This window comes from Microbacterium sp. 4-7 (assembly GCF_014332665.1).
Taxonomy (GTDB): Bacteria; Actinomycetota; Actinomycetes; order Actinomycetales; family Microbacteriaceae; genus Microbacterium.
Genome location: NZ_MCRH01000007.1, coordinates 254796 through 274228, shown reverse-complemented (window position 1 = coordinate 274228; position 19433 = coordinate 254796). Strand labels below are relative to the sequence as shown.

The following is a 19433-nucleotide window of genomic DNA, read 5'->3' as shown; positions in this document are numbered from 1 at the left end:
GGGATCGGGGTGCGTCAGGAGACCCAGGCGAGGATGAGGATCATCGTCGCGAGGAACCCGGCGAAGTAGTTGAGGAAGATGAAGCGTCGCCACGCGCGGTTGGTCCCCGCCGATGTGTCGTCGGTGACGTTCCACCAGGGTGCGGCGTTGACGATGTACGGCAGCGCGAGTGCGGCGCCCAAGGGTGCCGGCCAGGACGTGAACAGCATGGCGATGCCGGCGAGTGCCCACAGCGCGATCGACAGCCGTACGGTCGCCCGTGCTCCGATCACGGTCGCGATCGAGCCGATGCCCCCTTCGCGGTCGGGCGCGATGTCCTGCACCGCTCCGAAGGCGTGCGCGGCCATGCCCCACAGGAAGAACGCGAGCAGCACGATGACCGCTGTCGAGGTGACGGCGCCCTCGGCAAGGGTCAGCCCCACGATCGCCGGAGTGACGAAGTGCAGGCTCGAGGTCGTCGAATCCAGGAACGGCCGCTCTTTGAACCGGAGCCCGGGTGCGGAGTAGGCGATCACCGCGAACACGCTGATCGCGAGCCAGAGCCAGGATGCGGGATTCCCGACCGCCACGAGGTAGACCAGGAACGGGACGTTCGTCACGACCGCCGCCCACAGGGTCGCGCGGTGTATGCGGGGGGCGAGAAGCGCGCCCTCGATCCCGCCCTTGCGCGGGTTGGCGAGGTCGGACGCGTAATCGAACACGTCGTTGATGCCGTACATGGCCAGGTTGTACGGCACGAGGAAGTAGAGGGTGCCGATGATCAGCGTCAGGTCGATCTCGCGCGTGCTGAGGAGGTAGGCGGCCGCGAAGGGGAATGCCGTGTTGATCCAGCTGATGGGGCGGGAGGAGAGGACGATCTGCCGGGCGTCGCGACCGGTGGATCCGCGGGTCGAGGAGCTCACGAGGGATCCTCCTCGGCGCCTCGGAGGCCGGCGCGCGCGCGTCGACGTGCGCGCAGCGCTGCCCACAGGGTCGGCAGCAGCACGGCCCCTGCGAGCGGATAGGCGAAGTCCTCGAGCGGTGCGAGACCGATGTGCACCCCGAGGAGGTGATCGGGGGAGTAGTGGAACAGTCCGGTGGCGATCATGACGGTGTCGAAGACGGCGGTGAGGAGGAAGAGCACGACGACGGTCGCGGCGATCGCGCCGAGATGGGCTCTGTTCCGACCAGCGACCACGGAGAGAACGGCGGCCGCCACGACGGCGACGCCGACGAACCATGCGGAGAGCTCGATGTAGGTCACGATGCGACCTCCGCCGGGCGTCGGCGCAGTCGGGTGAGGATCCGCACAGCCCCGGTGTAGACGACCATGGTGCAGACGACGAGGAAGAGCAGGAAGACAGGCTCTTCGATGGGGAGCTCGGGGGCGAGGACGATCCCCGTCGCGACGGCGGCCTCGCCCCGGAAGAAGATCCCTCCGACGATGCCGGCGACGTCCCACGCGAGGAAGAAGGCGAATCCGATCGCCGTGACGATCGCCGCGGTCACCGCGTCGCTCCAGAAGAAGAGCCGGAACCGCCGGTCGAGCAGCAGCATGCAGCCGAGCGTGATGAGCAGGAGCGCGAGATACAGGAAGCCCATCAGGATTCCCCGCGGGTGGACCCTGCCGGGGTCGCGACATCGAGAGGGCCGCTGGAATGGTCGCCGCGGATGCGCTTGAGAACGATCTCCGCGCTGATGAGGCACATCGGCACCCCCACGCCCGGCGCGGTCGTGGCACCCGCGTAGTACAGGCCCGACACCTGGCGCGACTCGTTCTGAGCACGGAACATCGCGCTCTGGGACAGGATGTGCGCCGGCCCCAGCATCCCGCCGCGCCACGAGTTGTAGTCCTCGAGGAAGTCCGCGGGGCCCTTGGTCTCGCGCACCACGATGCGCTCACGCAGGTCGTGGATGCCGGCCCAGCTCGCGATCTGGTCGATCGCCGCATCCGCGGCCTCCTCGATCGCGGCGGAGCCGGCACCGTCGGAGCCGCCCGCTCCCAACGCCGTGTCGGCGGGGATCGGCACGAGCACGAAGAGGTTCTCGTGGCCCTCGGGGGCCACGGTGCGGTCGGTCGCGCTCGGGCGGCAGACATAGATCGATGCGGGTGAGGGGATCTCGGGGTCGTCGCCGAAGATCGCGTCGAAGTTCGCATCCCAGTCCTCCGTGAAGAACAGGGAATGATGCGGCAGCTCGGGCACGGAACCACGGATGCCGAGCATCACCAGCACGGCGCCGGGACCGCTCGTGCGCTGCTGCCACCAGGAATCGGGGTAGGTGCGCAGGTGCGGCGGCAGCAGCGCCGTCTCGGTGTGGTGAAGATCGGCGCCGGACACCACGATGTCCGCTTCGGCCCGGTGCGCGATTCCGTCGGCGTCGCGCCACTCGATGCCCGTGACGGTCGGAGCACCCGACCGGACGCCGGTGCTGATCGCCGTGACATCGGCATCCAGCACGATCTCGGCTCCGGCCGCCTCCGCGAGCTCCGCGATGCGCTCGACGACGCGCCAGAATCCGCCCTGGGGGTAGCTGACGCCCTCATCGAGGTCGAGAGCGCTCATGAGGTGGTACATCGCCGGTGCGGTGCGGGGGTCCGTGCCGAGGAACACGGCGGGGTACCCGAGCAGCTGCCGGATGACCGGGTCACGGAAACGCCGCGCCGCGAACGACTGCAGGCGCGTGCCCAGCAGGCTGAAGAGACGGGGGAGTGCGCGCAGCACCTCCGGTGTCATCAGCGTGCGCAGCCTCGTGAACGGGTTGTAGAGGAAATAGCGCTCGGCCATCACACGGGCGTCGTGCGCCGAGTCGAGGTAGACATCCAGGGCCTGTGCGGCGCCGGGCTCGCGCGACTCGAAGAGGCGCGAGACCGCGTCACGACCGGTGGGAACCGTGACGGACGGCGCCGTGCGCCCGTCCGCGAGCGGCGCCCGGAATACGCGATACCCGGGATCGAGGAGGGTCAGATCGAGCTGCTCCTGGGTCGAGGTGCCCATCATCTCGAAGAAGTGATCGAACACCTCGGGCATGAGGTACCACGAGGGCCCGGAGTCGAAGCGGAAGCCGTCGCGTTCGATGGTGCCTGCACGACCACCGACACGGCCGTTCTTCTCGTAGACGGTCACATCGTGGCCGTCACGGGCGAGCAGGCCGGCGACGGCGAGACCGGCGACGCCTGCGCCGATGACCGCTACCCGGCTCATCGGCTCCGCTCCATCGCGGTCACGAGCACCGAGCGCGCGGCCAGCATCGCCTTCACCGGATCGGGTACGCGCACCCGCTGCTCGTAGAGACTCGAGGCCGGAGTCTTCGCGACCCGGCGCGTGAGAGCCGCGAACAGCGCGAGTGCGCTGCGGACCGCGGCGCGAGAGTCCTTGGGCAGCAGCGGGATCGAGCGCGCCGCATCATCGAGCTGCGCCGTGATCGTGCGCACCCACTCGTCCCGATCGCCGTCGGTGAGGCGGCCGCCGTCGCCGAGGTAACCGCGCTGCAGTCGATCCGTGTCATCCGCGAGGTCGCGCAGGAAGTTCACGTTCTGAAATGCCGCACCGAGCTGCCGTGCTCCGTGCGTCAGGGTCTCGAGCTCTCTGTCGGTGCGCCGCTCGTCCCGCAGGAAGACACGCAGGCACATCAAGCCGACCACCTCGGCAGAGCCGTAGACGTAGCGCTCATGAGCCGCCGCGTCGTAGGACGTGAAGTGCGACTCCGCGGCGATGTCGGCGGCCATCGAGTCGAAGAACGGCTGCGTGAGATCTTCGCCGATCCCGCACTCCCTCGCCGTTCGCGCGAAGGCGTGCAGGACGAGGTCCGTGCTGTACCCCACGCGCATCGCCCGGTGCGTCTCCGAGACGTACGACGCGAGCGCTCCGCTCTGCGCCGACTCGTCGAGCCCCGCCTGGGCGGCGACTCCGTCGACGATCTCGTCTGCGATGCGCACCATCGCGTAGATGTTGCGCACGTGCTGACGGTATCTCTCGCCGAGCAGGCGCGTCGCGAGTCCGAAGGATGTCGAATATGTGCGGATGACCTCGGTGGATGCGGTGTCGGCGGCGCGGTTGAACCGCCCCAGACTCGCACCCGATGCGTCGTGAGGGTTCGGGGTCATGCGTGACGCCCTTCGAGGCGGGAGGTGGAGACGAGGATCGACCGTGCGGCATCCGAGCTGATCTCGCCGGCGAGCTCCGCCTCGGACAGCAGCGCGTAGACCGCGTCGAGCTGATCGCCGATGAGGCCGATCACGAATCGCTCCGCTCCGCACTCGCGCAGCAGATCGCGCATCGAGGTGGCGTCCTGCAGGCTGAGGTCCGCCGAACCGAACCGCGGTTCGATGTCGTGCCAGGCGCTCGTCGACCGCGCGAAGGCGATGATGGCCGTCTCCTTGCCCTCTCTCAGGTCGGAGAAGGGGTCCTTGCCGTGTGTCCGGTGGTCGCCGAAGACGCAGAGCAGGTCGTCCTGAAGCTGGTAGGCGAGACCCAGGTGGCGGCCGACGGCCTGCAGCGTCTCCTCGGCCGAGGTGGAGGAGTCGGCGAGGAGCGCCGCGGCGCGCAGCGGGAGCGAGAACGAATAGGTGGCCGTCTTGTAGACGCTCATCGACAGGACGGTGTCGACGTCGGAGGCGATGATCCCGTGGCTCAATGCGACGTCGGTGTGCTCGCCGGCCACCGTCTCGAGGATCGTCTGCTCGACCAGGTCGAGGAGGCGTCCTCGTGTGTGCGCCGGCACATCCGCCCGGGCGAAGCCCATGATCGCGGCCGAGAGCATCAGATCGCCCATCAGGATCGCGCTGGACCTGGCCCAGTGCAGCGCGTCCTGCTCGGAGGCGCCGGGTGTGCCGGCGGCGAGCTGCCCGATCAGGTTGGGTCGCTTGCGGCGGGTCAGGTCTCCGTCGATGACGTCGTCGTGAAGGAGGAAGGCATAGTGAAGGAGCTCGATATGGGTCGCTATGTCGACAGCCCCGATCATCGCGTCCTCGCCTGCGGTCGGGACGAGCGCGCGGTGGATGTCGAGCAGCAGCCGCGGGCGCACGAGCTTGCCGCCGAGAGCGTGGTCGGCGGTCGCGCGCCAGAGGGCGGCGAACTCGGCTCCGTACACCTCGGCGTTCTCGCAGTGAATGGCGAAGCGCTGTCGGAGCACCTCTTCGACACGGGTGCTCATGTCCTCTCGCGGCGCGGTCTGCGTCACGGTCGCGGTCATGATCACACCACCCCGAGGTCGCGCAGCCGGGGCAGCTGCTCCACGAGCCAGGGGCTGTACGCGAAGGGGGCGCCGATGACGGCGTCGGCGAACTCGGCGGGATCGACCCAGGCCCACTCGGCGACCTCGTCGGGATCGGGGGAGAGGGGGCCGTCTGCGATGGCGACGTGCACGGGGCAGATCTCGTTCTCGACGATCCCGCTCGCGTCGACTGCGCGATAGCGGTAGTCAGGCAGCACCAGGGAGATGTCGGTGAGACGGAGTCCGAGCTCGTCCTGCGCGCGTCGATGCACTGCCTGTGTCATGTCCTCGCCCGGGCGGGGGTGACCGCAGAAGCTGTTGGTCCAGACGCCGGGCCAGGTGCGCTTCGTCAGCGCTCGCCGCGTGACGAGAAGACGCCCCTGCCGGTCGAAGACATGGCAGGAGAAGGCCAGGTGAAGAGGAGTATCGGTGGTGTGCACCGCGTCTTTCGCGAACACGCCTATCGCGACTCCGTCTGCAGAGAGGAGGGTGACCTCATCCAACGGGGAACCTCCTCGATTTTCGCTAGCTTAGCTAATAATCAACATAACACGAAACAATCGTGTGTAGCATGATGGCATGCACGACGGACCCGACGCCACCCCCCGCGGAAGCGGTGCGTCCGATGTGCTGTCTCGCAAGGACCCGATCTCTCCGGATGGCCTCGCGCACGCGGCGATCTACGACGTCGAGTCGGCGGATCCGCGGAGCACTCTGATCGATCGATCAGGTGTCGACCCCGAGGACCTGCGCCAGATCGCGCTCGTCATGGGCGCCCTCGGTGAGCTCCGCGACGCGGAGCAGAAGCTGTCACTCGCCTCACGGCGCTACATGCGCCTGAACGACACGGACATGCGCGCACTGCATTACCTGATCGTGTGCGCGAACCGCGGGGCCACGGCCACTCCCGGGGGGATCGCGACGCACCTCGGCATATCGACGGCGTCGACGACGAAGCTGCTCGACCGCCTCGAGAAGGGCGGACATATCCGGCGGGCGCCGCATCCGACGGACCGGCGCGCTCTCGCGATCACCATCACGCCGGAGACGCGGCAGGCGGCCATGGAGACGGTGGGTCGTCAGCAGGCCAAGCGCTTCTACTCGGCGGCGCGACTCACTCCGGACGAGCGTGACGTCGTCATCCGGTTCCTGTCCGACATGGCCCAGGAGATCACGCTCCGGGATGAGCCGTGGGCTCAACCCGGAGTCGCTACCTCAGACTGAGTCAGTGCGCGGCGTTGTACGCCTCGACGACCGGGGCGGGAATGCGGCCCCGCTCTGAGAGCGTGTAGCCGTTGTCGTTCGCCCAGGCACGGATCGCCGCGACCTCGGGATTGCGACCCGCGCGCTTCCGGGGTGCTGCCGACCGCGACGAGACCGCCGAGCCGGCCCGTCGTCCAGCCGAGATATACGGTTCCAATGCCGCGCGCAGTTCTTCTGCGTGCGCGGAATTCAGATCGATCTCGTAAGAAGTGCCATTCAGCGAGAAATGGACCGTTTCGCCTTCGCCCACTTCCAGGATGCTTCCGTCGATGTCGTCAACCAGCTGGTGCACAATTCTTCTTGCCATGGGAATACAGTACTGCCGAATATCCGAGCCCGCAGTGCTATTCGTGACCAGGGTCGATCAATTTCAGGCCGACGATGCAGCCGACGAGGCCGAGGAGCAGCAGAATCCGCGGCCAGGAGATGTCGCTGTCGCCGGTGATCATCGCCCACACCACTGTCAGAGTCGCGCCGATGCCGACCCACACCGCATAGGCGGTGCCGGTGGCGATATCACGCATGGCGAATGCGAGCCCGAGCATCGAGAGGATCAGACCGCCCGCGAATATGATGCTCGGCCACAGCTTGGTGAATCCCTCGGATTTGCCGAGCGCAGTCGCCCACACAGCTTCGAGGACTCCGGAGACGATAAGCACGATCCACGACATGACGGTCCTTTCGGACCAGTCTTTTCGCTCACCGGGTACTGGTCTGCCTCGTCCGGGGCCGGGGTTCACCGACCAGTATCCACGATAGCCGTGAGCGCTGGGCAGGGCCTGTGCAGCGCTGTGCCGCGGAGTGCCGCGCGTGACTCAGGGGAGCAGCCCGGCCCGCCGCGCCTTGGCCACGGCGGCGTGGCGGGTCGAGGCGTCGAGCTTGGACATCGCCGTGCCGAGATACGCCTTGACGGTGCCCTCGCGAAGGCCGAGCTGCCCGCCGATCTCCGCATTCGTCGCGCCGAGGGCGGCGCAGGCGAGCACATCGGTCTCGCGGCGGGAGAGATGAACCGTCGGGATCGGCCCGGTGCCGGTGGAGACCGCGTCGTCCGCGAGCATCACGAGGCGCTGCTCCACCTGTGCGATGCGCGCCCGAAGATCCGCATCATCAACGGATGCCGCGATGCTGCGAAGCTCGGCGAAGCTCTCCCGCAGCTCTTCGCGATGGCGCGGGGGGACGGATGCGGACGACGGCGTGACCGAGCGAAGGCGACGTTCCACCTCGTCGCGAACTCGGAGCTCCTCTGCGACGGACTGTGCGACCTGCATCGCCGGCGCCGTGGTCACGCCGCCGACGGGTGTCCGGTCCCAGGCCCCCGCGTACAGGACTCCTCGGGGACGGCCGCTCACGACGATCGGCAGGGCCAGCAGAGTCCTGAGGCCCTCGCCGAGCACGAACACGTCGTAGTCGTGCGTGATCTGCTGCGATGACCCGTAGTCGCTCGTCATGCGAGGGCGCAGCTCCATCATCGCCCGTCCGCCGAGACCGCGTTCGGGTCTGACGCGCAACCCGTCGAGGCTGTGCGTGCGGTTTCCGACGATGCTGGTGACGCTGACCACGCCCTCGTCGATCAGGCCGCCGAAGGCGACCGGGAACCGGGTGCGCTGCGCGAGCTCGCGCACTGCTCTGGCGACGAGCTCGGTCTCTGATTCCATCTCGGTCGATGTGCTCACGACTACCTACTTTCGGGGGTGACGGCGCTGTGTCCCCGTTTCGTAGCGTCGACCCTATCATTCGCCTGGCACTGCGGGGCGAGCCGCAGAACATGAGGCAAGGAGGCCCCATGACCGACCATCCGACGGCAGATTCGCCGGGAGCGATCGACTACATCGCTGTCGAGGAATCACCACGATTCCGCGAACTGAAGAAGACGCAGCGCTCATTCATCTTCCCGCTCGCGGCATTCTTCCTCATCTGGTATTTCGTCTACGTCCTGCTCGCCGCCTTCGCGACCGAATTCATGTCGCAGAGAGTGTGGGGAGATATCACCGTCGGGCTGCTCATGGGGTTGGGACAATTCGTCACCACCTTCGCGATCACGATGGGGTACGTCGCATTCGCGAACCGGAGACTCGATCCGATAGCGACCGAGATCCGCGAAGAGCTCGAGAAGGCGCAGGCTGACGCATGAACCGCATTCACGCCGCCGCGGGGGAGATCGCGGTGGAGAGCAATCCTGTTCTCAACATCTCGATCTTCGTCGCCTTCGTGGCGGTGACACTGTTCATCGTCATCCGTGCGAGCCGGAACAACAAGACGGCGGCGGACTACTACGCCGCGGGCCGCTCGTTCACGGGGCCGCAGAACGGTTTCGCGATCGCCGGCGACTATCTGTCTGCGGCATCCTTCCTCGGGATCTGCGGTGCGATCGCGATCAACGGCTACGACGGATTCCTGTATTCGATCGGATTCCTCGTCGCCTGGCTCGTCGCACTGCTTCTCGTCGCCGAGCTGATGCGCAACACCGGCAAGTTCACGATGGCCGACGTCCTGTCGTTCCGACTGAAGCAGCGGCCAGTGCGCATGGCGGCCGCGATCACCACGCTCGCAGTGTGCTTCTTCTACCTGCTCGCGCAGATGGCGGGAGCCGGCGGGCTGGTCTCCCTGCTGCTCGGAATCGACGGCCGACTCGGTCAGTCGATCGTGATCGCCGTCGTCGGCGTGCTGATGATCGTCTACGTCCTCATCGGCGGCATGAAGGGCACGACCTGGGTGCAGATCGTCAAGGCGTTCCTGCTCATCGGCGGTGCGATCGCGATGACGATCTGGGTGCTGGCGATCAACGGATTCAGCCTCAACACGCTGCTCGAGGCGGCTGTGGCGAATTCCGACAAGGGCGACGCGATCCTCGCGCCGGGACTGCAGTACGGAGCTAACCCCTGGGACTTCGTCTCTCTCGGCATGGCTCTCGTGCTCGGAACGGCGGGGCTCCCGCACGTGCTGATGCGCTTCTACACGGTCCCCACCGCCAAGGAGGCTCGTCGTTCGGTGGTGTGGGCGATCTGGCTGATCGGCGGCTTCTACCTGCTGACGCTGGTACTCGGCTACGGAGCAGGCGCGCTCGTCGGCGCGGACGTGATCGCGGCGGCACCCGGCGGTCCGAACTCGGCGGCGCCGCTGCTCGCCCTGTATCTCGGCGGGCCGGTCCTCCTCGGGTTCATCTCGGCCGTCGCCTTCGCGACCATCCTCGCGGTGGTGGCCGGACTCACGATCACGGCAGCAGCCTCGTTCGCGCACGACATCTACGCGAACGTGATCCAGAAGGGGAAGAAGGACTCGGCCGGAAACCCCGTCGAGCCGGATCCCAACGGCGAGGTGCGCGTCGCACGCCGAACGGTGGTCGTGATCGGCATCCTCGCGATCGTGGGCGGCATCGGTGCGCAGGGGCAGAACATCGCCTTCCTGGTGGCGCTCGCGTTCGCGGTCGCCGCCTCGGCGAATCTGCCGACGATCCTCTACTCGCTGTTCTGGCGACGGTTCAACACCCGCGGTGCGGTCTGGAGCATGTACGGCGGCCTCGCCGCGGCGATCATCCTGATCATCCTGTCGCCGGTGTTCTCCGGGTCGCCGACCTCGATGATCCCCGGGATCGACATCGTGCTGTGGCCGATGAACAATCCGGGAATCGTGTCGATCCCGCTCGGCTTCTTCCTCGGCTGGCTCGGGACGGTCACGAGCCGGACCAAGGAGTCGCCGCTCCTGGCGGCCGAGATGGAAGTGCGCTCGCTCACCGGTTTCGGGGCCGAGAAGGCCGTCGACCACTGAGCGGCCGATGACGCGAACGGGGGACCCCGACGGCCTACTCGTCGGGGTCCCCGTGCGGTCAGCCGTGCGACTCGAGGTCGAGAAGGAACCTCTTGCGCTCGGGATGCGCGCCGTACTGACCCGTCGTGCCATCCGACCGCACCACGCGGTGGACGGGGACGACGATGGAGAAGGGACTGAGACGGCAGGCGGTGCCGACGGCCCGCGCGGCACCGGGGCGCCCGGCCAGCACCGCGACCTCCCCGTAGCTGATCGTCTCTCCCCATTCGATGGTGGTGATGGTCTGCAGCGCCGTGCGCGCGAACCCGTCGATGAGGCGCCAGTCGAGCGCCAGGTGATCGTGGAATCGCACCGGCGATCCACCGAAGTACGCGTCGAGGAGTTCGGTGACCTCGTCTGCCGCACCGGGGTCGGGTTCTGGGACGGCCCGGAGCTGGCTCGCGACGTTCTCGAGGAGCCAGGGAACCGATGGATCATTCGACTCCGAGAGGTCGAATCGGACGAGCCCCTCGTCGGAGAACACCGCGAGGGCGTCGCCGAACGGAGTCGGTGCGAAGTCATAGCGGAAGGTCATGCCTCCATACTGACCGGAGCGGGGGTGCGGGGGTGTCCCCACGAGCGCGACCGGGGGAGACCGCACCGACTCGTCGCTCGGGTGCAGAAGCAGTCCGCAGGGTCGTCGCTCCGCCCTCGAGCGGGCGGAAATACGGTGAAACCCGCCCGGGATACCGCCTGCGGGGCGAGGCGCGCTTAGTGTGTGAGGTGTGTGGCGACGTGAAGGCAAGGCTGCGGATGACGCAGCGACCGATGCCGCAGTGACCCTCGGCGAATCGCACGAGCCGGTCTCCGGTATCGGCATCGCGCATGCGGCAGAGGCCGAGCGCACTCGGCTGCGTGCGGAAGCTGCTGACCTCGGCGGTTCATCGCCGCTCGTGAACTTCCGCGACACGGTCGAATCCAGCATCGACATCTCGAAGGCCCACCCCGGCAGTCTTCCCCAGTTCATCACAGGCAAATCGACCCTGCTGTCGAACCTCTATCGCGACGAGGTCGGTCTGCGCACTGCGAGGCTCGCCGCCGAGCGGATCACGGCGAAGAACACCGAGCTGCGCACCGTTCGCGGCATCGAGGCGGTGCACCTCGCAGTCGGCGTCGCCGGCTGGCGCATCGGCGGGGCGGATTTCTCGGCGCCCGTGCTGCTTCGCCCCCTCGCCATCCGTCGGCACCACTCCGACTTCGAACTCAAGCTGCAGGGCGCGTTCGAGGTGAACCCCGAGCTCGTGCGCATCGCGCGTGAGCACTTCGGCATCACGATCGACGCCGCGGCTCTCGCCTCCCTCGCCTACGACGGCGGGATCTTCAAGCCGCAGCCGGTGATCGACAGCCTTCGGGCCACGACGCGGTCGATCGACACCTTCACGGTGCTGCCGCGGCTCGTGGTCTCGACCTTCGCCGATGTCGGCGGTGCCATGTCCCGCGACGGCGGGAGTCTGGACCACGTCGTGCTCAACGCTCTGGCCGGTCACGTCGGTGACCGCGAGCAGGTCTCGGCCCGCCGACCCGCGCCGCACCACACCGGACCGGACGACCGGGCGCCGGCATCCGACAATCTGCTGCTCGATGCGGATGCCGAGCAGGAGGCGCTCCTCGCCAGGATCGCGGCCGGACATTCGCTGACCGTCGCGACGCTCCCCGGCACAGGCGGCACACAGACCGTGATCAACGCGCTCGGCGAACTCGTGCGGGCCGGCAAGAGGGTGCTCGTCGTCTCGGCGCGACGGTCGACCCTCGACGGCGTGCGGCACCGTCTTGCGGGCATCGGCCTCGACAGCCTGGCGGTATCGCCCGCGAGCGTGCGTCGGGACCTCGTCCGCGCGATCGGCCGGAACGAGAAGGCGACGGCTCCGAAGGTCAGCGACGTCGATGACGCACTCGTGCGTCTCCGCACGGTGCTCAGGGATTATCGCAGCGCTCTCACCGCTCCGGTCGCGGGGACGAACTCGTCGGTGCTCGACGCCACCAGGCATCTCACGAGGCTCGCCTCCCTGCCCACCCCGCCGTCGACCACGGCGCGACTCAGCGCCGAGACTCTCCGCCGTCTCGCTGACGATCGCTCGTCGGCGGCAGCGGCGCTCGCGCAGGCCGCGCGCCTCGGCGAGTTCCGCTTCGGACCCGACGACTCGCCCTGGTACGGAGTCACGTTCTCGAGCACCGAGGCGGCGAAGTCGGCGCACCAGCTGGCAGCGCGTCTGCACTCCGACAGCGTGCCGGCACTCCTCGAGCGCGGGTATGCCCTCATCGCCCAGACGCATATGCGCCCGTTCTCGACGATCGACGAGCTCGGTGAGTACCTGCGGCTGCTGCAGGGCATCCGCGACTCTCTCGATCGGTTCAGCCCCACCGTCTTCGAGCGTCCGCTGGGCGAGCTCATCCAGGCTCACGGATCGCGCCGCGATGCGCCCGCGATGTCCGGGGCGAACCGGCGTCGGCTGCGTCGCCTCGCCAAGGAGTACGTGCGCCCGGGCGTCCATGTCACCGAGATGCACGAGTCGCTGCTGCGCATCCAGGCGCAGCGCACCCAGTGGCAGCGGTTCGTGGAAGCCGGAGTGGCGCCCGAGGTTCCACTCGGGCTCGCCGACGTCCACTCCTCGTGGCAGCGCGTCACGGCTGAGCTCGCCGAGCTCGATGTCGCGCTCGGCCGCAGGGAACCGCTGTCGACGCTCCCCGTCGCCCGCCTCGTGCGCACTCTCGCCGGTCTCGCGGCGAAGTCCGACGTCTTCGACAACCTCGTGGAGCGCGCGCAGCTGCGCGATAGGCTGGCCGACCTCGGTCTCGAGCCGCTGCTCGCGGAGCTGTCCGTTCGCCACGTCGCCGAGTCGCGTGTGGGCGACGAGCTGGAGTTCGCCTGGTGGCAGACACTGCTGGAACGGGCTCTGCAGGAGGATCGAGCGCTGCTCGGTGCGAACACGGCGGTGGTCGACCGGCTCGAGCGGGACTTCCGTCTCGTCGACGAGGCGCACGCCGCGATGGCCGGTCCGTTGCTCGCCTGGCAGCTCGCGAACCAGTGGAAGATCGCCATCGTCGATGAACCGCAGGAGTCGCAGAACCTCAGGCGCGCACTGAAGCAGCCGGCGACGACGACAGCCGAGATCGTGAGCTCCGCGCCCACCCTCGTCGGCGTGCTCGCGCCGGTCTGGATCTCGTCTCCCTACCTCGTGCCGCAGATCCCCGACTCCGTCGAGTTCGACACGGTGCTCCTCGTCGATGCGGCCGCGATCAACCTCGCCGAAGCGGCCCCGGCGATCCGCCGTGCCCGTCAGGTCGTCGCTTTCGGCGATCCGGTCACTCAGCTTCCGACAGCGTTCCACGTCGCCGTGGACCCCGGCCCCGAATGGGAGCACGAGGTGCCCTTCGACTCCGTGTCGGTGTTCGAGCGCCTGTCCGAACTGCTTCCCGTGATGACCCTCACGCGCAGCTACCGCGCGGGCGGCGAGGACCTCGCAGAGCTCATCAACGACGCGTTCTACGGCGGCGAGATCGTCTCGCTGCCCTGGGCGGGCTCGTACCTGGGTCGCGGCAGCCTCACCGTCGACTACGTCGAAGGCGGCACCGGGGCGCCCGACCCCGTGTCGGGTGCGGTGGAGAGCCCCGAGGCAGAGGTCGCACGCGTCGTCACGCTGGTCGTGGAGCACGCCGTGCATCGCCCGGACGAGTCGCTCATGGTGGTCACCGCGAGCAGGCGTCACGCCGAGCGCGTGCGGGCCGCCGTCACCTCGGCATTCGCCGGGCGCTCCGACGTCGCCGACTTCGTCGGTCGCGACACGGCCGAGCCCTTCGCGGTGCTCACCCTCGAGGAGTCCGTGGCTGAGAGCCGCGACCGGGTGATCTTCTCACTCGGCTACGGCCTGACCAAGCACGGCCGAGTGCTCAGCGACTTCGGCGACCTGTCCACGCCGGATGGGGAGCGGCTGCTGACGGTCGGGATGACCCGCGCCCGCCGGTCCATGGTGATCGTCTCGTCGATCCGGCCCTCGTCGTTCGACGACGGCCGCCTCGAGTTCGGCGCCGCCACCCTGATGTCGATCCTCGGCGGCCTCGCCACCCGGGGACGCGACGCACGCCTGGAGGATCTCGCCGACCCGCTGACGCTCGCCCTCGCACGAGAGCTTCGCCGTCTCGGCGCAGCGGTCGACGTCGACTACCGCGGTCTGCTGCCGCTCGTCGCACAGCACAACGGCAAGGCCGTCGTCATCGAGTCCGACCCGGAGTCTCGTGGCGAGTCACTGCGCGAGGCCCTGCGGCTGCGCCCGAACGTGCTTCGCCGCCTCGGGTGGCATTACGTGCGCGTGCACGCCTTCGACCTCTACAGCGACCCCGTCACGGCGGCCACGCGCATCGCGGGAGTCTTGGGAATCTCGGCATCCGCGGCTCGAGCCGACAACGACACGCAGCCGATCGATCTCACCGACCCGCAGAATGACTGATCAGCCGGACTCCGGTGCCCCGCGGCAGAAGGTCGTGCGGGTCGCCGGATCGCGGCGTGCCCGGCTGACTCCCGTGCCGGGCACCGACACGGACCCGGATCGGGTCGTCCGGGAACCTCAGCGGACGACGGGCCCGAAGGGGCCCAACGACGACCGCCTGATGCAGGACGTGCCCCCGCACTACTGAGCACCGGCGGCTCAGGCGTGTTCGGGAGACGACGAAGCGCACGGCCCGAATCGGACCGTGCGCTTCGCGGTGCGGACTGCGAGTCAGCTGCGCGGCTTGTTCCCGGCGAGCAGGTCGCGGATCTCGACGAGCAGCTCCGCCTCGGTGGCGGCCGCCGGCTCTTCTTCCGGCTGCTCGGCCGCGGTGCCCTTGCGCGCCTCGACGTGGGCCTTGAACGTGTTCATCGGCAGCACGAACACGAAGTACACCACCAGAGCGACCGAGAGGAAGCTGATGATCGCCGAGATGAGATCGCCGATGGGGAACGTGACGGTATCTCCGTAGATGCTCTGCACCTGCGGTCCGAAGTTGCCCGTCGCATCCGCCTTGAAGAACAGCGAGACGAGCGGGGTGATGATGCTGTTCACCACGGCGGTGACGATCGCCGTGAACGCGGTGCCGATGACGACCGCGACCGCGAGGTCGATCACGTTGCCGCGGAGGATGAAGTCCTTGAAACCTTTGAGCATGGATGCCTCCGGGGAGTCGATAGGGGTCAGGAAGAAGAGGTGCTGGTCGACGCGGGGGCCGGGGTCGTGGTCTTGGCCGGCTCCGCCTTCGATGATGCCGGGGCGGATGCGGAAGAGCCGGAGCCCGCTCGCGAGTCGGTGCGATAGAAGCCGGATCCGTTGAAGGTCACGCCGATGGATCCGTACTGCTTGCGCAGCTCGCCGCCGCATTCGGGGCAGACGGTGAGTGCGTCGTCGGAGAAGCTCTGCACGGCGTCGAAGGCGTGACCGCACGAACGGCAGGCATAGGCATAGGTGGGCATTGCGATCCTCGCGGGTCAGCGTCGCGTGGGCGACAGGTGGAGGGTCTGCGTGGGAGTCACGACGCCGGTGACCGGCTGGTCGTGAACCTCCCTCGGCAGGAAGTCGAGTACCTCGGAATCATAGATGACTGCGTAGACGGGAGGGCACTTCTCCATCGATCCGATGGTCTTGTCGAAGTAGCCACGCCCCCAGCCCATGCGCATCCCGGTGCGGTCGACGGCCGCGGCGGGGATCACCATCAGATCGACGTCGTTGACGGCGATCGGACCGAGCACCTCGCCGGTCGGCTCGGGAAGCCCGAAGAGGCCTTCCGCGACGTCGTCGTCATCGGTCGCCACGGCCCAGTCGAGAAGGCCGTCGGCCCGTGTCACAGGAAGCAGGACCCGGATGCCGCGGCGCACCGCGCCGGTGACGAACTCCCGGGTGCCCGGCTCGGTCGTGGTCGAGAGGAAGCATGAGATCGACCGGGCGCCGAGCGCGTCGACCAGCTCGTCGAGGCGCTGCGTGATGGCGGATGCCGCGGCCTCCCGCTGCGAGTCGCTCAGCAGCTGGCGGCGTTCGCGGAGCTCGGCGCGAAGCGCGCGCTTCTCATGCTCTACGTCGTGGGACATGGCTCCGAGTCTACGGCGGCATCCCCACTAGGCTGGGTGGATGGGTATACGGAAGATGAAGGCTGTCATTCCTGCTGCCGGTCTGGGAACGCGTTTCCTGCCGGCGACGAAGGCGATGCCGAAGGAGATGCTGCCGGTCGTCGACAAGCCGGCGATCCAGTACGTCGTCGAAGAGGCCGCCAGCGCCGGGATCGATGACATCCTCGTCATCATCGGCCGCAACAAGAACGCGATCTCCAACCACTTCGACTCGGTCCCCGAGCTCGAGGTCAAGCTGATGGAGAAGGGCGACACGGGGCGTCTCGAGCGCGTCATCCATTCGAGCGACCTCGCCGACATCCACTTCGTCCGTCAGGGTGAGCCCAAGGGACTCGGTCACGCGGTGCTGCGTGCCCGCACGCACGTCGGCGACAGCTCCTTCGCCGTGCTCCTCGGCGACGACCTCATCGACGAGCGCGACCAGCTGCTCACCGAGATGATCGCCGAGCACGAGCGCAGCGGCGCCGCGGTGATCGCCCTCATGGAGGTCGACCCCGCGAGCATCCACATGTACGGCGCCGCCGCCGTCGAGGACATCGAGGGATCGGAGGCCGTGCGCGTCACCGACCTCGTCGAGAAGCCCGCACCCGAGGACGCGCCGTCGAACCTGGCGATCATCGGCCGTTACGTCCTGCCCGCCTCGATCTTCGAGGTGCTCGAGCGCACCGAACCCGGCAAGGGCGGCGAGATCCAGCTGACCGACGCGCTGCAGGAGCTGGCCACCAGCGCCGACGGCCCCGGTGTGGTGGGCGTCATCTTCCGTGGACGCCGGTACGACACCGGCGACCGCGTCGACTACATCAAGGCGATCGTCCAGCTCGCCTCCGACCGCGACGACCTCGGCCCCGAGCTGCGGCCGTGGCTCAAGGAGTTCGCGGAACGCCTCTAGGCGTCGACGCGGCGTCGGGAGCGCGCGGATGGATCAGGCGACGGGGATGCGGCATGGTCCCATCGAGCTGCGCCTCGTGCGCTCTCGGGATGCGAGGGCTCTTCAGCACGAGCTGTTGAGCAATCGCTCCTGGCTGCAGCCGTGGGAGGCCACCGTCCCGTACGGATCGGTCTCGTTCGACATGCGACTCAGCATCCGCCGTCTGCTGCAGCAGTACCGCGACGGCGCGGGCTATCCGTTCGTCATGGAGTACGAGGGTGAGATCGCCGGGCAGCTCAACGTGTGGGGAGTCGCCAGGGGGTCGTTGTGCTCGGCGACCATCGGGTACTGGGTGAGCGAGCGCTTCGCCGGCAAGGGCATCACGCCCACAGCCGTGGCGCTCGCGACCGATGCCTGCTTCACGGAGTATGCGCTGCACCGCATGGAGATCTGCATCCGGCCCGAGAACGTCGCGAGCCTGAGGGTCGTGCAGAAGCTCGGCTTCCGCTACGAAGGGCTGCGTCGCCGTTACATCCACATCGACGGCGACTGGCGGGATCACTACGCGTTCGCCCTCACTCGCGAGGATGTGCCGCAGGGCGTGCTGGCCCGGTGGCTGAACGGCGAGGTGCCTCCGGACGCCGCGACGATCCCGCCGTCGGACCGTTTCGCGCTCTGACAGGCCGCTGACTTCAGAACTCCTCGCGACACACGCTCCGACTGAGCGTCGTGACCAGCGATGTTCCCGTACCGTTGTCGACATGGACGGGCCGGTGCTGAGCGGGGGAGTGATAGTCCTCGTCGCTGTGCTCCTGTGGATGCTCTACCTGCTGCCCTCCTGGCGTGGGCGCTTCCAGTACGACGCCGCGGAGCGCAACGCCGTCAGACTGAACCAGGCCCTTCGGGTGCTGGCCGAGACCAGCGAGACCCCCGGCGAGGTCCGCCTCGAACTCAACGCGCGGACCGCCCTCGCGCAGCAGAAGCTCGCGAAGCGCCTGCAGTCCGAGAAGGAAGCCGCGGAGCTCATGAAGCTCCGCGAAGAGCTGGCTGCCACGAGGGCTGATCCCGTCATTCGACAGGCCCGCGCGCGTCGCCGTGTGCGCATCGTCGCCACCTCGACCCTGCTTCTCGGTCTCGTCGTCACCGGGCTCGGCGTGTGGCAGCTGATCGCGCTTCAGGCGCAGCTGCTGCTCTGGGTCGGCGGGTCGATCATCGTCGTCGCCGGCTTCGCCCTGCAGCGCATGTCGGCTGTCGCCGCCCGCGCCGCCCGGCGTTCGGTGCGCGTCGTCGAGCAGCCCGTGCAGAGGGCAGAGCCCGAACTGCACGATCAGGGCCCGGCGACATGGACCCCGCGTCCGCTGCCCGAGCCGCTGGTGTCGGTCGCAGGCTCGCGCGCGCAGGTGGCGAGAGCGGAGCTGGATGCGCAGGAGAAGCGCCGCGCTGCGGCTCGTCTCGCCGAGCTTCGTGAGCGAGCGGAGCGCATGGCGCCCGCCGCACCCGTGCAGATTCCGGCGGCCGCGCAGGCCGCTGCGTCTCCGTTCGCGAAGATGGGATACGTCGACGACGCGGAGATCGAGGCGCATGTGCGCGACCTCCTCGCGAAGCGTGCAGCGGGCTGATCCTCGCGGCACGAGAGGGTCTTCGAGCGTGATAGCGTAGAAGACGTCAGGGCCTATGGCGCAGTTGGTAGCGCGCCTCGTTCGCATCGAGGAGGTCAGGGGTTCGAATCCCCTTAGGTCCACCGACGAGAAAGACCCCCGAGCATCGCTCGGGGGTCTTTCTTCTGTCTACTGTGCGCGTGCGCGGAGACGGCGACCGATCGCGTGGTCGCAGAGGGCGGCGGCGCCCGCGCCCACCGCGTAGGCGACGAGGTCGCGCGCATCGAATCCGACGCCCAGGACGAGTCGCACCGGCCAGAAGGCCTCGGACCAGATCGCCGGAAGACCGGTGAGCTGGAAGCACTCGATCAGCATGCACAGCGCCGCGGCGCTCGCACCCACGATCCAGACCGGGGCTCGTGGGAGCACGATCGCGATGACGACGTAGATCATCCCCGCATAGAGGGCGTCGCCGAGTGCGTCCGCGATCGGACCACGACCGACGACGTGTGTGACGAGACCGGCCGCGACCACCAGGACGGCGATGACGAGCAGTGCCCGGCGACGCGCACTGACGTGCGCGTCGCCGCGTGTGACCGACTGCATTCGCCGC

23 protein-coding genes, 1 tRNA gene and 1 riboswitch are annotated in these 19433 nt (G+C 68.3%); of the genes, 9 read left to right on the top strand and 15 right to left on the bottom strand.

Annotated elements, in window-relative coordinates; translation table 11 throughout:
* Positions 1-14: 14 nt before the first annotated feature.
* From BEP68_RS15930 to idi, 7 genes are read right to left on the bottom strand one after another with little or no spacing between them, the layout of a single operon-like run.
* A complete protein-coding gene (locus BEP68_RS15930) occupies positions 15-902 on the bottom strand; it encodes a prenyltransferase (protein ID WP_056279918.1) in 888 nt (295 codons plus the stop codon).
* Positions 899-1243, bottom strand: a complete 345-nt coding sequence (locus tag BEP68_RS15925; RefSeq protein ID WP_053097231.1) for a lycopene cyclase domain-containing protein — start codon at positions 1241-1243, stop codon at positions 899-901. The genes BEP68_RS15930 and BEP68_RS15925 overlap by 4 nt, the downstream gene beginning before the upstream one ends.
* Complete coding sequence (locus BEP68_RS15920) at positions 1240-1581, bottom strand: lycopene cyclase domain-containing protein (RefSeq protein ID WP_222839460.1); 342 nt, start codon at positions 1579-1581, stop codon at positions 1240-1242. Before BEP68_RS15920 ends, BEP68_RS15925 begins: the two co-directional genes overlap by 4 nt.
* Complete coding sequence (crtI, locus tag BEP68_RS15915; protein WP_187250552.1) at positions 1581-3182, bottom strand: phytoene desaturase family protein; 1602 nt, start codon at positions 3180-3182, stop codon at positions 1581-1583. The genes BEP68_RS15920 and crtI overlap by 1 nt, the downstream gene beginning before the upstream one ends.
* The gene (locus tag BEP68_RS15910; protein WP_187250551.1) at positions 3179-4084 is read right to left on the bottom strand and encodes a phytoene/squalene synthase family protein; all 906 of its coding nucleotides are present in this window, start codon (positions 4082-4084) and stop codon (positions 3179-3181) included. Before BEP68_RS15910 ends, crtI begins: the two co-directional genes overlap by 4 nt.
* Positions 4081-5172, bottom strand: coding sequence for a polyprenyl synthetase family protein (locus tag BEP68_RS15905; RefSeq protein WP_187250550.1), 1092 nt, complete (start codon positions 5170-5172; stop codon positions 4081-4083). Before BEP68_RS15905 ends, BEP68_RS15910 begins: the two co-directional genes overlap by 4 nt.
* Positions 5173-5174: 2 nt before the next feature.
* The gene (gene idi, locus BEP68_RS15900) at positions 5175-5696 is read right to left on the bottom strand and encodes an isopentenyl-diphosphate Delta-isomerase (RefSeq protein WP_056279923.1); all 522 of its coding nucleotides are present in this window, start codon (positions 5694-5696) and stop codon (positions 5175-5177) included.
* Positions 5697-5772: 76 nt separating this feature from the next.
* On the opposite strand from idi, the gene BEP68_RS15895 reads away from it, so the two are divergent.
* Complete coding sequence (locus BEP68_RS15895) at positions 5773-6417, top strand: MarR family winged helix-turn-helix transcriptional regulator (RefSeq protein WP_082297860.1); 645 nt, start codon at positions 5773-5775, stop codon at positions 6415-6417.
* A gap of 1 nt (position 6418) precedes the next feature.
* Here the strand turns inward: BEP68_RS15895 and BEP68_RS15890 are convergent, their stop codons facing one another.
* From BEP68_RS15890 to BEP68_RS15880, 3 genes are all read right to left on the bottom strand, one after another.
* Entirely contained in the window at positions 6419-6763 is a 345-nt protein-coding gene (locus BEP68_RS15890) for a histone-like nucleoid-structuring protein Lsr2 (RefSeq protein WP_187250549.1), read from the bottom strand.
* 37 nt (positions 6764-6800) lie between these two features.
* Positions 6801-7127, bottom strand: coding sequence for a DMT family transporter (locus tag BEP68_RS15885; protein WP_053097219.1), 327 nt, complete (start codon positions 7125-7127; stop codon positions 6801-6803).
* A gap of 10 nt (positions 7128-7137) precedes the next feature.
* A riboswitch (guanidine-III (ykkC-III) riboswitch) is annotated at positions 7138-7205 on the bottom strand.
* A gap of 66 nt (positions 7206-7271) precedes the next feature.
* The gene (locus BEP68_RS15880; RefSeq protein ID WP_053097217.1) at positions 7272-8129 is read right to left on the bottom strand and encodes a LuxR C-terminal-related transcriptional regulator; all 858 of its coding nucleotides are present in this window, start codon (positions 8127-8129) and stop codon (positions 7272-7274) included.
* 110 nt (positions 8130-8239) lie between these two features.
* Between BEP68_RS15880 and BEP68_RS15875 the strand changes: the two genes are divergently transcribed.
* Positions 8240-8587 carry a DUF485 domain-containing protein gene (locus BEP68_RS15875; RefSeq protein WP_053097216.1) on the top strand — a complete coding sequence of 116 codons (348 nt, stop codon included), beginning with the start codon at positions 8240-8242 and terminating at the stop codon, positions 8585-8587.
* Entirely contained in the window at positions 8584-10221 is a 1638-nt protein-coding gene (locus BEP68_RS15870) for a cation acetate symporter (protein ID WP_056279927.1), read from the top strand. The genes BEP68_RS15875 and BEP68_RS15870 overlap by 4 nt, the downstream gene beginning before the upstream one ends.
* A gap of 58 nt (positions 10222-10279) precedes the next feature.
* Here the strand turns inward: BEP68_RS15870 and BEP68_RS15865 are convergent, their stop codons facing one another.
* The gene (locus BEP68_RS15865; protein ID WP_053097213.1) at positions 10280-10795 is read right to left on the bottom strand and encodes a methylated-DNA--[protein]-cysteine S-methyltransferase; all 516 of its coding nucleotides are present in this window, start codon (positions 10793-10795) and stop codon (positions 10280-10282) included.
* A gap of 190 nt (positions 10796-10985) precedes the next feature.
* On the opposite strand from BEP68_RS15865, the gene BEP68_RS15860 reads away from it, so the two are divergent.
* Together BEP68_RS15860 and BEP68_RS15855 are read left to right on the top strand one after the other, a co-directional pair.
* Positions 10986-14705, top strand: a complete 3720-nt coding sequence (locus BEP68_RS15860) for an ATP-binding protein (RefSeq protein ID WP_187250548.1) — start codon at positions 10986-10988, stop codon at positions 14703-14705.
* On the top strand, positions 14698-14892 hold the full coding sequence (locus BEP68_RS15855; RefSeq protein WP_053097209.1) for a hypothetical protein: 195 nt from the start codon (positions 14698-14700) through the stop codon (positions 14890-14892). Before BEP68_RS15860 ends, BEP68_RS15855 begins: the two co-directional genes overlap by 8 nt.
* A gap of 83 nt (positions 14893-14975) precedes the next feature.
* Here the strand turns inward: BEP68_RS15855 and mscL are convergent, their stop codons facing one another.
* From mscL to BEP68_RS15840, 3 genes are read right to left on the bottom strand one after another with little or no spacing between them, the layout of a single operon-like run.
* Entirely contained in the window at positions 14976-15401 is a 426-nt protein-coding gene (gene mscL, locus BEP68_RS15850) for a large conductance mechanosensitive channel protein MscL (RefSeq protein WP_053097207.1), read from the bottom strand.
* A gap of 26 nt (positions 15402-15427) precedes the next feature.
* A complete protein-coding gene (locus BEP68_RS15845) occupies positions 15428-15703 on the bottom strand; it encodes an FmdB family zinc ribbon protein (RefSeq protein WP_053097205.1) in 276 nt (91 codons plus the stop codon).
* A gap of 15 nt (positions 15704-15718) precedes the next feature.
* A complete protein-coding gene (locus BEP68_RS15840; RefSeq protein WP_053097203.1) occupies positions 15719-16315 on the bottom strand; it encodes a 5-formyltetrahydrofolate cyclo-ligase in 597 nt (198 codons plus the stop codon).
* A 40-nt stretch (positions 16316-16355) separates the two neighbouring features.
* Here BEP68_RS15840 and galU point away from each other — a divergent pair, with 40 nt between their 5' ends.
* The 4 genes from galU (at position 16356) to BEP68_RS15820 (ending at position 18963) form a co-directional block, all read left to right on the top strand.
* A complete protein-coding gene (gene galU, locus BEP68_RS15835) occupies positions 16356-17243 on the top strand; it encodes a UTP--glucose-1-phosphate uridylyltransferase GalU (protein ID WP_187250547.1) in 888 nt (295 codons plus the stop codon).
* Positions 17244-17289: 46 nt separating this feature from the next.
* Positions 17290-17901: a GNAT family N-acetyltransferase gene (locus BEP68_RS15830; protein WP_053099195.1), complete on the top strand. Its 612-nt coding sequence runs from the start codon at positions 17290-17292 to the stop codon at positions 17899-17901.
* A gap of 82 nt (positions 17902-17983) precedes the next feature.
* Entirely contained in the window at positions 17984-18841 is an 858-nt protein-coding gene (locus BEP68_RS15825) for a hypothetical protein (protein ID WP_187250546.1), read from the top strand.
* A 49-nt stretch (positions 18842-18890) separates the two neighbouring features.
* Positions 18891-18963: transfer RNA gene (locus BEP68_RS15820), tRNA-Ala, on the top strand.
* A gap of 46 nt (positions 18964-19009) precedes the next feature.
* Here BEP68_RS15820 and BEP68_RS15815 read toward each other — a convergent pair.
* Complete coding sequence (locus BEP68_RS15815) at positions 19010-19426, bottom strand: DUF2809 domain-containing protein (RefSeq protein WP_187250545.1); 417 nt, start codon at positions 19424-19426, stop codon at positions 19010-19012.
* Positions 19427-19433: the final 7 nt, after the last annotated feature.

Excerpts from the sequence above, each read along its gene's own strand:
- BEP68_RS15920 (WP_222839460.1), bottom strand. The coding sequence starts at position 1,581 with ATGGGCTTCCTGTATCTCGCGCTCCTGCTCATCACGCTCGGCTGCATG.
- crtI (WP_187250552.1), bottom strand. The coding sequence starts at position 3,182 with ATGAGCCGGGTAGCGGTCATCGGCGCAGGCGTCGCCGGTCTCGCCGTC.
- BEP68_RS15910 (WP_187250551.1), bottom strand. The coding sequence starts at position 4,084 with ATGACCCCGAACCCTCACGACGCATCGGGTGCGAGTCTGGGGCGGTTC.
- BEP68_RS15905 (WP_187250550.1), bottom strand. The coding sequence starts at position 5,172 with ATGACCGCGACCGTGACGCAGACCGCGCCGCGAGAGGACATGAGCACC.
- BEP68_RS15895 (WP_082297860.1), top strand. The coding sequence starts at position 5,773 with ATGCACGACGGACCCGACGCCACCCCCCGCGGAAGCGGTGCGTCCGAT.
- BEP68_RS15890 (WP_187250549.1), bottom strand. The coding sequence starts at position 6,763 with ATGGCAAGAAGAATTGTGCACCAGCTGGTTGACGACATCGACGGAAGC.
- BEP68_RS15885 (WP_053097219.1), bottom strand. The coding sequence starts at position 7,127 with ATGTCGTGGATCGTGCTTATCGTCTCCGGAGTCCTCGAAGCTGTGTGG.
- BEP68_RS15875 (WP_053097216.1), top strand. The coding sequence starts at position 8,240 with ATGACCGACCATCCGACGGCAGATTCGCCGGGAGCGATCGACTACATC.
- BEP68_RS15870 (WP_056279927.1), top strand. The coding sequence starts at position 8,584 with ATGAACCGCATTCACGCCGCCGCGGGGGAGATCGCGGTGGAGAGCAAT.
- BEP68_RS15865 (WP_053097213.1), bottom strand. The coding sequence starts at position 10,795 with ATGACCTTCCGCTATGACTTCGCACCGACTCCGTTCGGCGACGCCCTC.
- BEP68_RS15855 (WP_053097209.1), top strand. The coding sequence starts at position 14,698 with ATGACTGATCAGCCGGACTCCGGTGCCCCGCGGCAGAAGGTCGTGCGG.
- mscL (WP_053097207.1), bottom strand. The coding sequence starts at position 15,401 with ATGCTCAAAGGTTTCAAGGACTTCATCCTCCGCGGCAACGTGATCGAC.
- BEP68_RS15845 (WP_053097205.1), bottom strand. The coding sequence starts at position 15,703 with ATGCCCACCTATGCCTATGCCTGCCGTTCGTGCGGTCACGCCTTCGAC.
- BEP68_RS15840 (WP_053097203.1), bottom strand. The coding sequence starts at position 16,315 with ATGTCCCACGACGTAGAGCATGAGAAGCGCGCGCTTCGCGCCGAGCTC.
- galU (WP_187250547.1), top strand. The coding sequence starts at position 16,356 with ATGGGTATACGGAAGATGAAGGCTGTCATTCCTGCTGCCGGTCTGGGA.
- BEP68_RS15830 (WP_053099195.1), top strand. The coding sequence starts at position 17,290 with ATGCGGCATGGTCCCATCGAGCTGCGCCTCGTGCGCTCTCGGGATGCG.
- BEP68_RS15825 (WP_187250546.1), top strand. The coding sequence starts at position 17,984 with ATGGACGGGCCGGTGCTGAGCGGGGGAGTGATAGTCCTCGTCGCTGTG.
- BEP68_RS15815 (WP_187250545.1), bottom strand. The coding sequence starts at position 19,426 with ATGCAGTCGGTCACACGCGGCGACGCGCACGTCAGTGCGCGTCGCCGG.